Raw genomic sequence first — 13,330 nt, 5'->3', positions numbered from 1 at the left:
CTATTATTGTTTAATGGATTAACCTATTTTTTTATTTGAAACACCTAACTGATTCGCAATTCCGAAAAGAGAATTTATAAATCCTGTGTCTTCGCTGTTTCCAGAAGCAGAAGCAGCTTGCTGTAATTTAATTAATGCCGCAGTAATTGTTAAGTTTTTGATGTCGTTTGATGAAATGCCATATTTATCGGCAAGACTTCTCACTTTTCCAGCTAAATCGCTTCCGCCATCTTCGTCAATCAATGCATTTTTGATATCTGTTGCATGTTTCGAATTGTCGATTAAATGATCGAAACCTTTTGCATTCGAAACTTGTTTCACAATATTTTCGAAGAACATTGTTTCTCCACCAACAATGTCAATTTTCGCAGATTTCAATGCATTTGATAACACCTCAGCTTGGGCTCCAGCAATATCTTTTTGAATGTTGATATGAGCCAATTCGATATCTTTTTCTTTTTGTAATTGAAGTTTGAACTCTTCGTGCTCTTTTCCAACACCGTCCAGTTTCTTCATAGCTTCTGCTTTTTCTTCAATTCCTTTTGCTTCTGCTAATGCTTTTTCACGAACAACTTCTGCTTGTGCTAAGCCTTCTTTACGTAACGCTTCTGCTTTTTTCTCGATAACAGATGCTTCTACAGTTCCTTGTTTTTCTTCTGCTTCTGCTTTTGCAACCATTACTTCTGCTTCAGATAGACCAATTGCAGCTTCTTCTTTTGCTTGTGCTTCAGCAATTATTTTACGAGCTTCAGCTTCTTTTGCAGAAGCTTCTTTTTTAGCTTCCGCATCAATTAATAACTCTTGCGCTTTGCGTTCTGCAACTTGTTTTTGTGCATCTGCTTCGATAACTTGACGAGCAGCTTCTTGCTCTGCCGCAATTTTTGCCGCTTCCGCAGCTTTTACAGTTTCGATTAAACGCTCTTCCGCTTCTTGCGATGCAGCAATAATTCCGGCTTGTTTCTGACGCTCAACTTCACGGTAAACTTCAACATCTTTCACACCTTGTTGCTCTTCAATCACGCCTTTTTCTAAAAGAACGCGTTCTTTGATAACGCCTTGAATATTTTTCTTCTCAACTTCGATAGACCTTTCTTTATCAATCTGAGCTAAAGTCACAATTCGCTCACGTTCTGTTTGCTCTAATGCACGATCTTTTTCAACGCGTTCCGTTTCGATTGCATCAGTACGAACTTTATTTTTTTCTGCGATAATAATTTGACGCAATTTATTTTCTTCTTGTACCGCCAATTGCTCTTCTGTTGTAATACGAACAGATTCAGCTTTTAGACGTTCTTCTTCGCGAACTTTTGCAATTTCTGCCTCTTCGCGCGCTTTTATATTTTCGATTTCTCTGCGTTGACGCTCTTCTTTTTCGGCTAATTGTCGCTCTAATTCTAAGATTGCTTCGCGCGCTTCAACGTTTTGTTTTTTGATTACTTTTTCTTCTTCACGACGAATTAAGTTGGCGTTCATATTTTGTTGAGCCGTTAATTCCGTGATTTTTTTAATACCTTCCGAATCTAAAATATTATCAGGGCTCAAGAATTGTAATTCAGTTTGTTCTAAATAATCAATCGCACAGTCATCTAAAATATATCCATTCAAGTCTGTTCCGATGATATTTAAAATTTCATCTCTAAATTCGCGACGAGCTTCGTATAATTCGATAAAATCGAATTTTTTTCCAACTGTTTTTAAAGCTTCTGAGAATTTTGCTTCGAAAATACTTTTTAATGTTTCTGGTTCTGATGCTCGTTCTGTTCCTAAGTTTTGTGCAACATTGATTACATCATTCACCGATTTATTAACGCGAACAAAAAATGCAACTTTGATATCTGCACGAATGTTGTCTTTACAAATTAAACCATCGTGTTGTTGACGAGTAATATCAATTTTCTTAATCGAAATGTCCATAATTTCCATTTTGTGGAAAACAGGAATTACATACATTCCTTTGTTGAAAGCTACTTGCGATCCACCAACACCAGTACGAACGATGGCTTTTCCTTGCGGAACTTTTTTATAGAAAACGCTTAAAACGACGATGAAAGCAATAAAGATGAAAACGATAACACCAACTGCTAAAAGAATAAAATTTGTCATGAGATTTTTATTATATTTTGATTGATTTAGTGAATAATTAAGATTAAAATTTCTTCGATAAGAAACGAAGTAAGTTGAAATATTAGTGTCATAATAGTGTTAAATGTTGTTTAAGGTTATATGTTTGATGACGAAATAATAATGATTTGAAGGCGATTCGTCGGTGATAATAATGGTATCTCCAAAATTAATTTCTTCGCCATTTTGACTTTTGATGTTAAGCGTAATAATATCTTTCTCGATTTGAAATTCCGCAGAGCCTATTTTATCTCCTGTGATTTTAGATTTTGATTTTCCGACTCTTCCGATAAAATCAGTTTCTTCTTCTCCATGATAACCTAATTCTGAATACATTTTAACTAATGGTTTAGTGATCCAATGCATCATAAAATAAGCGATGATGAAAACCGGAATTAAGATTAAAACTGAATACAATCCTAATTTGCTTAATCCAAAAACAATCGAAGAAATAATGGTAATCACCCAACTGATAAATTTGAACAAAGTAATAATCACCATTAACGGAACTTTACCAACATTGATGAATTCTAAACATTTTGCCCAAAAACCTGGTTCGTGATGCACGTCTGCATCAGCATCGTGATCAGCGTCAATTTCGTGGTGGGCATCAACATCATTGATGTCTCCGATATGAAAATCAGAATCTGTTCCAAGATCAATTCCGTCACCAGCTAACAGTTGAAATACCCAATAGACAAGAGAAAATCCCATCAAAATGGTCATAATTCCGTTGGCCAATGGATTAAAAAGAAGGTCTAAAATTTCGGTCATTTAGTGTTAATTTTTAATGTTAAATAGCTCTTCTGAATGTATAATAAATAATTTTCGTTGTGCTGTTGATGGAAAGCGGAGTGGAAGTGATTAATTCCCAGCCTTCATTTCCATATTTATTTAGTAAATCATCCAAAAATGTTTTATCTATTTTGATAGAAAATAAGCCAGCGTTAGGCATTATTTCTATTGTTTTGTATTCATATTTAGATGCCATAGTTTTGATTTTTTAAAAGAGATTAATTTACTAAAAATTTTATAGAAATAATTCACTATAAAAAGTGATTTATTCTTGATTTTTCGACTGAATTTTTAGCTTTAAAGCTTCTAATTCATTTTGAATCAAATCACCTTTCAAGGTTTCGTTAATTTCGTCATCAGCGGTTTTCGAATTGTCCGCTAAACTTCCGTAAGCTTGTGCAAGTGCTTCGTCTTCTTCTACTTTGGCTTTCATGCGTTCTAACATGCTAATTGTGCTATTCGCATCAATTTTTGCCATTTGTTTGTTTACTTGTTTTGTGGCATCAGCAACTTTTACACGAGCTTTTAATGTTGTTAATTCATTTTCCCATTTATTAATGTTGAATTTAAGAACCTCAACGTTTTTGTGCACTTCATTTGCAGATTTTTCATGAATAATCACTTGATTTTCTAATTCAGTAATTTCTTCTAACAATTGATTTTTTAAGCTCAAAGCTTCTTTCGCTAAATTTTCGGCTTGTTCAATTGTAATTTCATTTCGCTCAGCTTTTTCTAACAAAAGAATTGCTTTTCGTTCATAATCTGCAGCTTCTTCTTTCTTTTTGTCGACGCTATTTTGCGAACGAATTGCCATTGCTTTTACCTTTGCGTAAGCCTCTAATGATTGATTAAGATCGTCGCGCATTTCGCGAATTCCTTGTTCTGTCATTTTGATTGGGTCTTCCATTTTTTCGACAACCGAATGTATTTCCGCTTGTCCAATTCTAAAAATACGTTTGAAAATATTCATAGTGATATTGTTTTATTGTTTAGAAAATTCGATTAATTGAGCAGAATATTCGCTCATCAATAAGCTCAAAGAATTTAACGTTGCTTCAAATTCGTTTTGATCAAGATTCGCAATTTGAAGTGTGTAACGATAAATAACTTTTTTTCCGTCTTCTGTTATTGCAAAAGCACCATGAATGATATCGCGATTTTTCATCAACAACGCTTTTAGCATTTCCAGATTATCATTTGTAATTGTAAATAAATACAACTCGAAAATGATAACAGGTGGTGCAATTCCTACAATCAGATTTTGAACACCATCCAATAAATTTTCAATCATAAAAACACCCTCTTTTTCGTCTTTGTAAGTGATGGTGTAATTGATGTTTTGAATAAAATTTTCAATCTTCGAAAAATAATTCATTTTGTTGTTATTAGTGTTTTTTGTAATTTGTTTCCATAAAATTAAACAATTTGCTAAAATAATTAGCAAATAAAAGTGTTAAAATTTTAAATAATGACAAAAATAGGTGAAAATATAAAGAAATTAAGACAAGTTAAGAACTTAACTCAACAGGCTTTTGCTGATTTGTTCGAAGTTAGTAGAGGGAATATTTCATCTTATGAAGAAAAACGTGCAGAGCCACGAATTGAAACAATTTCTCAAATTGCTAAATATTTTAGCATTCCAATAAGTCATTTGATCGAAAAAAACTTAACAGTTAACGAAATATTACACTTTGATAACTATTTTGAGGAAGCTGATATGTTACGAAATGTTAAAAATTTGAGCGCGATTCCTTTTTTATCACGAGAAATAATTCAGTTAAAAAAAGAATTATTTTCTAATATAGAAAATTATCCGTCGATCTATTTTCCGATTTATAATTCGCATCAATTTATTGCGTTAGAATATTCTTCGAGTATCGCTTCACCTATCGATTTTACAGAAGAAGAATCGTCTATTTTATTTTTTGAACATTTGGAAGTGGAAAATTTACATTTGGTAAATGATAAGTTTGGTTTGTATTTGAATGATGATGAAATTTTTGTTGGGAAGTTTACTCAACACGAAAATCAATTGATTTTGGAATTAAATCAATGGAAACAAATTATTTTTGATGTTGAAAATATTCAGCACTTTTATCAGTTTTATGCTGTTTATAAGAAGGTTTAGAAATAATTTTTATAAGTAAGATTGTTTTCTAAATATTAGATGTTTCTACATCGTTTGACTCGCTCAACATGACAAGAAAATCCAATCTAGGCTGATAATTAATGTCATGTCGAGGAATCGAGACATCTCTTCTAAAAAATTATAATTTACTACTCAAGACTTTTAAACTTTAATATAAATCTTCTTTTTATCTAATAAATAAGCTAACCACCAAAAGAAAGCTAAGAAAATTAGCGAATAAACAAATGAACCAATTTCTGGAATTCCAGGAATTTTAGCGCAAACATTTTCGTAGAACCAACCCAATGGTGAAATGAATTTGATTTCTCTTTTGTCGTTTAAACCAGCTTCAATTCTGATTAAACCTAATAATCGAGGTAATAATCCGCTCAAAACAAAGATGAATAAAGGATTTTTTCCAAAAACATCAAAGAATTTCATGAAACCATTTTTGATGCCTAAAATTTCGATGAACCAAATCATTGATCCAATTGTCAAAATTGCTAAACCAGTTGTGTTGAAAACATAAGAACTGCTCCAAATCTTTTTATTGTACGGAAAATCCCATTGCCAAACGTAACCAATTGTCAACGCAATTGTTCCTAAAACAAATAAGCCAGCTAACATTTTATATTGCGGATTGTCAGTTTTTGGTAAAGGACGATTCAACCAATTGATATTTCCTTGTTTCTGAATATAATCACCAACCAAATACCCAAATAAAACCTGTGGAATAGTAGAAATTGTACTGAAAATTCCTTCGGGATCAAACGGTACTCCTTCTCCTTTGTAAATATGCGCTAAACCAAGCAATTGATTATCAATTTTAGTTCCGATAAAACCTTCTAATGAATAAGGGGTAGAAGTTCCAAGTCCGAAAGTTAAAACCCAATAAAGTAGAAGAATCGCACAACTTATCAATAAAACTTGTTTTTGTTTAAAATAAAAAGCAATCACCGAAGCGAAAAAATAAGCAATTGCAATTCGTTGTAAAACGCCCATTATTCGGATTCCGCTTTCTTCTGAATCTTTCCATGCTTTGAAAATAAGTTCATTATTATCCCACTTGAAAAATGGCCACCAATTGATGAATAATCCAATTCCGAAAATTAGAATTGTTCGTTTTATTACTTTTTGCCAGAAAATTTGTTGAGGTTGTTGTTGTAATTTTGGAATCATAAAAGCCATTGCATTTCCTAAGGCAAACAAAAAGAAAGGAAAAACCAAATCTGTTGGTGTGCATCCGTGCCATTCTGCATGCTCCAAAGGATCGAACATAGCCGACCAAGTTCCTGGATTATTTACCAAAATCATCAACGCAACAGTTGCGCCACGAAAAACGTCTAATGAATAATAACGAGCTGCTTTCATCTCTTTTGTGTTAATGTTTTAAAGATATAGATTTTTTAAATTTTTTGGAAAAATGCTTTTCAAAAAGATACTAGATTATTCCTTACCTTTAATTGTCAATAACAAACAATAAATAAAATGAGAACGGAGTCTGATTTATTAGGAGAATTACAAATTCCTGAAACGGCTTATTATGGTGTGCAAACGCAACGTGCCATTAATAATTTCAAAATTTCCAATAACTATTTGTCACATTATCCCGAATTTGTAAAAGCGCTTGGTGTTGTGAAATTAGGAGCAGCGCAAGCCAATCACGAATTAGGAATTTTATCGAAAGAATTATTTGATGCGATTTCTTTTGCTTCGAATGAGTTAATAGCTGGTAAATATACAGAGCAATTTCCAATCGATATGATACAAGGTGGTGCGGGAACTTCTACAAATATGAATGCAAATGAAGTAATTGCAAATATTGCTTTGGAGTATTTAGGAAAACAAAAAGGAGAGTATCAATTTTGTTCGCCAAATGATCATGTAAACCTTTCGCAATCTACGAATGATGCCTATCCATCTGCTTTGAAATTAGCATTATTTAATATGAATAAACCTTTGGTTGAGGCATTAACTTCGTTGTATGAGGCACTTGATAAAAAAGGGAAACAATTTGGTAATGTTATAAAAATGGGACGTACGCAATTGCAAGATGCAGTTCCAATGACGCTTGGGCAAGAGTTTGAAGGTTTTTCGAATACATTACATAAAGAAGTTGATAATTTAAACCGAATTGCTGCCGAATTATTAGTAATTAATATGGGTGCAACTGCAATTGGAACTGGATTGAATGCTGTTCCAGGTTATGCACAATTGTGTACAACTAAAATAGCTGAAATCATGAATGAAGATGTTTCGTTGGCTGATAATTTAGTTGAAGCAACTTCGGATACAAGCTCGTTTGTGGATTATTCATCAGCTTTGAAACGTCTTTGTGTGAAGTTGTCGAAAATTTGTAATGATTTACGTTTGTTAACATCTGGTCCGAGAACAGGTTTGTTCGAGATTAATTTACCTCCAAAACAACCAGGATCTTCGATTATGCCAGGGAAAGTAAATCCAGTAATTCCAGAAGTAGTGAATCAAGTTTGTTTTAAAGTGATTGGAAATGATTTATCAATAACAATGGCTGCCGAAGCTGGTCAATTACAATTAAATGTAATGGAGCCAATAATTGGTTTTTCGATTATGGAATCGATTCAATATTTAACAAATGCGATGAATACGCTACGTGTTGAATGTGTGGATGGAATTACAGCAAACGCAGAACATTTGAAAAATGAAGTACAAAATAGTATTGGAATTGTTACAGCTTTAAATCCTTACATTGGTTACAAAGCAAGTACAAAAATTGCGAAAGAAGCTTTAGAAACAGGAGGAGGTGTATATCAATTGGTCTTAGATCACGGTTTATTGTCGAAAGAACGTTTGGACGAAATCCTTGATCCTAAAAATATGCTTGGTCCACATATCTAGAAGTTGTGAGTTAGTAGTTATGAGTGATAAGTTTTGAAAAAATAAATTAATAATGAAACCTTCGAATCTTCTAAAAATAGAAACATTAAACGATGAATGGCTAGATAAGGATGTGATTATTTTACATGCTTGTTTTCAGATTTTATGCGATTGTATTGAAAAAGAAAATTTATTTACAAGTCATGTTGATTGGATGTATGATGATGAACATAAAAATGCAAAAATTGAAATTGAAAACTTATATAATTGGTGGAATAAACGTAAGCTCGATAATGATAATTTAGAAAATAATCAATATGAAGAAGATAATCAAATGTTGAAAAAATTAATAGAGTTTAGACAATATCTTTGGACTTGATTTAATTAAAAAATTATGAGTAATGAGTTCAGAGAAAACTTAGAACTTGTTACTCATAACTTAAAACTTATTTTAATATCCGTGTAAATTCACATTATCAGTTGGAAGTAAATCAACTTTTTTACCCATTTTTTTCTGAATGATTTTGAAATGATGCAAATCTTCTTCTGTAATCAAACTAATGGCTTTTCCGTTTGCATTTGCACGACCTGTACGCCCGATTCTGTGCACATAATCTAAAGGCGAACGAGGTAATTCGTAATTAATAACAGTTGGTAAACCTTCGATATGAATTCCGCGTCCAATCAAATCTGTTGCAACCAAAACTTTAATATCACCTAGTTTAAAATCTTCCAAATTATCCATTCTAGCGCCTTGGGATTTCTTACTGTGAATCGCCATTGCAGAGATTTTATTCTTTTTTAATTTTTCTACTAAATTATCTGCAGTTCGTGTCGAAGAAACAAAAACCAAAACTTGTTCTAAGTTTTCAGATTTGATTAAATAACGTAAAAAAGGACCTTTTGTTTCGGCATCAACTTTATAAGCAACTTGTTCGATTTGTTCCAAATCAATTTCTTGTTTTTTGATTTCAACAACAATTGGATCAATACTTAATGTAGATTTTATTTCATCAATTTTATCATTCAAAGTTGCAGAAAATAGAATTGATTGTTTCTTTTTCGGAACACTTTTCAAAATTCGGTTCATCTCATCTCCAAATCCTAATTGGAACATTTTGTCTGCTTCGTCAATCACCAAATATTGCAATTGATCCAATGATAACGCATTATGATCCATCAAATCCAATAAACGACCAGGAGTTGCAATCAAAACTTCAGTTCCATATAAATTCTTCATTTGTGGATTAATTGAAGTTCCACCATAAACAGCTTGTGTTTGTACTTCGCGACGTAAAGCAGTTTGTAATCCTGCAAAAGTTTGTTCAATCTGAACTGCTAATTCACGTGTTGGAACTAAAATTAACGCTTTTATATTACGAGATTTTTCGTACGATTGATGCTGAATTTTTTGTAGCAAAGGCGCAACAAAACACAAGGTTTTTCCAGAACCAGTTTTTGCAATTCCCATCACATCTTTTCCTTTTAAAATAGATGGAATTGTTTCGGTCTGAATTTCAAAAGGTTTTAAAAATCCAAGTTTTGTAATTGCTTTTGATAAATATGGTGATAATCCTAAATTTTCGAATGACATAAATTGATATAAGACTGCAAAGGTAGAGATTAAATTTGAATGATATTTTAGGAATAATTACTCGTTTAATCATTTTTAATCGTGATGAAAATGAAAGTTTTAAAATCGTTTCTGAAATATTTCTAAAAATCTTTTTAGAAACAGTCAAATTATCGAAACAACGATTGAAAACAGAAATAATTTCTGTTTAAAACTTTATTAAAAGCTTTTTGCTTAATAAAACTATCGTTAACTTTGATTCTTATGAAAAAAGATCAGTCTAAGATAATTCGTGAGCAAGCGCCAAGATCTGCTACTCGCGAGCATTCGGTTCCATTATATTTAACATCAAGTTTTATTTTTGATAGCGCAGAGCAAGGACGTGCAATTTTTGCAGAAGAAGAGCAAGGTATGGTTTATTCACGTTATGCAAATCCAAATACAACAGAGTTTATTAATCGCGTTTGTGCTTTGGAAAAAGCAGATGCAGGTTTAGCTTTTGCTTCGGGAATGGCTGCTGTTTTTGCATCTTTTGCTTCGTATATAAAAAGTGGAGATCATATTGTATCGAGTCGTGCAATTTTTGGTTCTACACATCAATTAATTACGCAATTATTTCCGCGTTGGGGCGTAACTTATACATATGTAGAAACGCCAAATATCGAGGATTGGGAAAAAGCAATTCAATCAAATACAAAAATTGTTTTCTTAGAATCGCCTTCAAATCCTGGATTAGAATTATTTGATTTAGAAGCTTTGGCAAAATTGAAAGAAAAACATCCGAATGTTATTTTTGCAATTGACAATTGTTTCGCAACGCCATATTTACAACAACCTTTGCAATTTGGATTTGATTTATCTATTCATTCTGCAACAAAATATATGGACGGACAAGGTCGAGTTTTGGGTGGAGTAGTTGTAGGAAAAGAAGAATTAATCAATGAAATGATGTTTTTTATTCGTCATACAGGTCCGGCGATGTCGGCTTTTAATGCGTGGACAATTTCTAAAAGTTTAGAAACGTTGCCACTTCGTATGGATCGTCATTGCGAAAATGCGTTGGCGTTGGCAGAAGCTTTGGAAAATCATGCTGAAATTGCAGATGTGAAATATCCATTTTTACCATCGCATCCGCAATATGAGTTGGCGAAAAAACAAATGAAAGGCGGGGGTGGAATCGTAACATTTGAAGTGAAAGGAGGAAAAGAACGTGCTTTCAGATTTATTGATGCATTAGAAATGATTTTATATACGTCTAATTTAGGAGATTCGAGATCGATTGCAACGCATCCAGCAACTACAACTCACGCAAAATTATCAGATGCAGAACGTGCAGATTTGGGAATTAGGCCAGGTTCTATTCGTTTATCGGTCGGTTTGGAGGATAAAGTGGATATTATCGAAGATATTTTGCAAGCGTTAGAAAAAACTAAGGTTTAATTAATTGATTAGTTGTTGATTAAATATAAATTTTAATAATTTATTCATTTCAGCACGGACTTTGCTTATTCTAAACGAAAGTTTAGAATATGAAGAAGTTTTTAATTTTTGGTTTTGCGTTGTTTACAATGTCAAGTTATGCGCAAAATAGACCAAATGATGGAAATAATAGAAATGTCGATGTTTTAATTGAAAGATCTGATTATTACGGAATATCAAGTAGTCAAAAAAATAAAATAATTGCTTTAAAAAAACAAGCAAGTAAAGATTTCGAAAGAGTTGGAAGAGATCGCAATTTATCTGGTTACGAAAAAGGTAGAAGAAACAGAGAGATTTCTTACAATTTACAACGTGATATTGATAAAATCTTAAATGATAATCAACGTTACAAATGGTCAAATTCTCATCGTGACGATTATTACAAAGATAGAATTGATAATCGATTAGAGCGCTTAGAAGACGAATATGAAAGAGATATCAAGCGAATAGAACGTAATTATTCTTACGATAAAAATTTGATGAAACGTAAAAAAGAAATCAGAAAGTCTCAGTATAAACGAGATAAAGAGCGTTTGAAAAATGTGAAAGATTATTATTAAAATAAAAGGATCCACAAATTATGGATCCTTTATTTTTTATATTGATTTGATAAAATTTTCTACTTGTTTCTCTGGCGTTATCCAAGAAGTAACCAATCTAATTGCAGAATTTTGTTCATCAATTTTTTGCCAAATATAAAACTCAAAATCTTGTTGTAGTTTTTCGATAATTGAATTTGGTAAAATAGGAAAAATTTGATTAGAAGATGGTTCTGTCAAAAAGTTGTGACCTTTTGCTGAAATAGCATTTGCTAATTTTTCTGCCATTTGATTCGCGTGTTTTCCCATCTCGAAAAATAAATCATCTCGAAACATTTCCGAAAACTGAATTCCAATCAAACGTCCTTTCGCTAACATTCCGCCTTTTTGTTTGATATGATAACGAAAATCTTCATCCAATTTCAAATTATTTATCACAATTGCTTCACCTAAAAGTGCACCATTTTTAGTCCCACCAATGTAAAAAACATCTGTAAAATTTGCCATATCTTCTAAGCTTAAATCACATTTAGAAGAAGTTAAAGCAGAAGCTAAACGCGCGCCATCAACGAAAAGATATAAATTATTTTCTTGGCAAAAATGATAAAGCTCTTGTAATTCCTTTTTTGAATAAACACTGCCAACTTCCGTAGAATTAGAAATATAAACCAATTTTGGCTTTACCATATGCTCGTCCGTGTGCGTGGCAAGAACAACCGAAATTTGCTCAGGAGTTATTTTTCCATTATCCGTCGCAATAGTATTTACTTTATGTCCTGTTGCTTCTATCGCGCCAGTTTCGTGAACAGCAATATGCCCACTTTCTGCTGCAATTACAGATTCATGTGGTTTTAGAATAGAAGAAATTACAATTAAATTGGCTTGTGTTCCACCAGAAACAAAATGAATTGCAGCATCTTTTTTCAGATATTTTTTGATCAATTCTCTTGCTTCATTGCAAAATTCATCTTCGCCATAACCAATTGTTTGTTCTAAATTTGTATCGATTAATCGTTGCAAAATTGCTGGATGAGCGCCTTCGCTATAATCATTTTTAAAGCTATATTTTTTCAAAATTGAAATCTTAAATTTTGAGAATAAAAGTAGGAGTTTTCCTAATTCTTTCCTATTTTACTATCTATTTTTACCAATTATTTAAACTGAATTATGAAGATTTTAGTCGTAGAAGATGAAATAAAATTGCAAGAAACGATTGTTGAGTTTTTAGAAAAGGAAAAGATGATTGTCGAAACTGCGGATAATTATCAGCAAGCTTTGGATAAAATAATTTCGTTCGATTATGATTGCATTTTATTGGATATGATGTTGCCAGATGGTGATGGAATGTCTTTGTTGAAGGAATTAAAGAATCTTCATAAAGAAACTTCGGTGATTATTTTGTCGGCAAAAGATTCGGTTGATGATAAAGTAGAAGGATTATTGGTTGGCGCGGATGATTATTTGGCGAAACCATTTCATTTTGCTGAATTATTGGCTCGAATTAAAGTTGCTTTACGCAAAAATCTACAAAAAGGAGAAGATATTTTGAGTTATAAAAATATTCAAATTTTTCCTGAAGATCGTTTGGTTAAAGTAAATAATATCGAACTGAAATTGAACAGAAAGGAATACGATTTGCTGTATTATTTTATGTTGAGACCCGAACGTGTTTTTCAGAAAACGACTTTAGCAGAAAGTGTTTGGGGAGATCATATTGAGCTGTCAGATAATTTAGATTTTATTTATTCGCAAATAAAGAATCTAAGAAAAAAAATGAAAGAAGCGAATTCTGAAGCCGATTTACAAGCGGTTTATGGGATTGGTTATAAGTTGATTTAA

General features: G+C 32.2%; 14 protein-coding genes. 6 read left to right on the top strand and 8 right to left on the bottom strand.

Annotation, left to right across the window (positions count from 1 at the left end; all coding sequences use genetic code 11):
* Positions 1 to 18 precede the first annotated feature (18 nt).
* The 5 genes from B3792_RS00435 to B3792_RS00415 all read right to left on the bottom strand — a co-directional run bounded on the left by B3792_RS00435 (position 19) and on the right by B3792_RS00415 (position 4,291).
* The gene (locus tag B3792_RS00435; protein ID WP_221856601.1) at positions 19 to 2,103 is read right to left on the bottom strand and encodes a flotillin family protein; all 2,085 of its coding nucleotides are present in this window, start codon (positions 2,101 to 2,103) and stop codon (positions 19 to 21) included.
* A gap of 99 nt (positions 2,104 to 2,202) precedes the next feature.
* Positions 2,203 to 2,895 (bottom strand): OB-fold-containig protein, encoded by a 693-nt coding sequence (locus B3792_RS00430; protein WP_125350042.1) that lies wholly within the window; start codon positions 2,893 to 2,895, stop codon positions 2,203 to 2,205.
* Between the two features lie 19 nt (positions 2,896 to 2,914).
* A complete protein-coding gene (locus tag B3792_RS00425; RefSeq protein ID WP_125350043.1) occupies positions 2,915 to 3,112 on the bottom strand; it encodes a DUF4177 domain-containing protein in 198 nt (65 codons plus the stop codon).
* A gap of 69 nt (positions 3,113 to 3,181) precedes the next feature.
* Entirely contained in the window at positions 3,182 to 3,886 is a 705-nt protein-coding gene (locus tag B3792_RS00420) for a PspA/IM30 family protein (RefSeq protein WP_125350044.1), read from the bottom strand.
* Between the two features lie 12 nt (positions 3,887 to 3,898).
* Entirely contained in the window at positions 3,899 to 4,291 is a 393-nt protein-coding gene (locus B3792_RS00415) for a YbjN domain-containing protein (RefSeq protein ID WP_219034890.1), read from the bottom strand.
* Between the two features lie 93 nt (positions 4,292 to 4,384).
* Here B3792_RS00415 and B3792_RS00410 point away from each other — a divergent pair, with 93 nt between their 5' ends.
* A complete protein-coding gene (locus B3792_RS00410) occupies positions 4,385 to 5,044 on the top strand; it encodes a helix-turn-helix domain-containing protein (protein WP_291068570.1) in 660 nt (219 codons plus the stop codon).
* A 162-nt stretch (positions 5,045 to 5,206) separates the two neighbouring features.
* On the opposite strand, the gene B3792_RS00405 is transcribed toward B3792_RS00410, so the two are convergent.
* Entirely contained in the window at positions 5,207 to 6,415 is a 1,209-nt protein-coding gene (locus tag B3792_RS00405) for an acyltransferase family protein (protein WP_286495890.1), read from the bottom strand.
* 108 nt (positions 6,416 to 6,523) lie between these two features.
* Here B3792_RS00405 and aspA point away from each other — a divergent pair, with 108 nt between their 5' ends.
* Positions 6,524 to 7,921, top strand: a complete 1,398-nt coding sequence (gene aspA / locus B3792_RS00400; protein ID WP_114997768.1) for an aspartate ammonia-lyase — start codon at positions 6,524 to 6,526, stop codon at positions 7,919 to 7,921.
* A gap of 52 nt (positions 7,922 to 7,973) precedes the next feature.
* The gene (locus B3792_RS00395) at positions 7,974 to 8,279 is read left to right on the top strand and encodes a hypothetical protein (RefSeq protein WP_114997765.1); all 306 of its coding nucleotides are present in this window, start codon (positions 7,974 to 7,976) and stop codon (positions 8,277 to 8,279) included.
* A gap of 72 nt (positions 8,280 to 8,351) precedes the next feature.
* Here the strand turns inward: B3792_RS00395 and B3792_RS00390 are convergent, their stop codons facing one another.
* Positions 8,352 to 9,494 (bottom strand): DEAD/DEAH box helicase, encoded by a 1,143-nt coding sequence (locus tag B3792_RS00390; protein ID WP_286495891.1) that lies wholly within the window; start codon positions 9,492 to 9,494, stop codon positions 8,352 to 8,354.
* Positions 9,495 to 9,737: 243 nt separating this feature from the next.
* Here B3792_RS00390 and B3792_RS00385 point away from each other — a divergent pair, with 243 nt between their 5' ends.
* Positions 9,738 to 10,913 (top strand): trans-sulfuration enzyme family protein, encoded by a 1,176-nt coding sequence (locus B3792_RS00385; RefSeq protein ID WP_280049430.1) that lies wholly within the window; start codon positions 9,738 to 9,740, stop codon positions 10,911 to 10,913.
* A gap of 89 nt (positions 10,914 to 11,002) precedes the next feature.
* Entirely contained in the window at positions 11,003 to 11,512 is a 510-nt protein-coding gene (locus tag B3792_RS00380; protein WP_291068568.1) for a hypothetical protein, read from the top strand.
* A gap of 36 nt (positions 11,513 to 11,548) precedes the next feature.
* On the opposite strand, the gene B3792_RS00375 is transcribed toward B3792_RS00380, so the two are convergent.
* Complete coding sequence (locus B3792_RS00375; protein ID WP_291068566.1) at positions 11,549 to 12,565, bottom strand: threonine aldolase family protein; 1,017 nt, start codon at positions 12,563 to 12,565, stop codon at positions 11,549 to 11,551.
* Between the two features lie 93 nt (positions 12,566 to 12,658).
* Here B3792_RS00375 and B3792_RS00370 point away from each other — a divergent pair, with 93 nt between their 5' ends.
* Positions 12,659 to 13,330 (top strand): response regulator transcription factor, encoded by a 672-nt coding sequence (locus tag B3792_RS00370; protein ID WP_286485014.1) that lies wholly within the window; start codon positions 12,659 to 12,661, stop codon positions 13,328 to 13,330.

The organism is Empedobacter sp. UBA5924 (assembly GCF_002431085.1).
GTDB lineage: Bacteria > Bacteroidota > Bacteroidia > Flavobacteriales > Weeksellaceae > Empedobacter > Empedobacter falsenii_B.
This window is presented reverse-complemented; position numbering and strand designations above follow the sequence as displayed.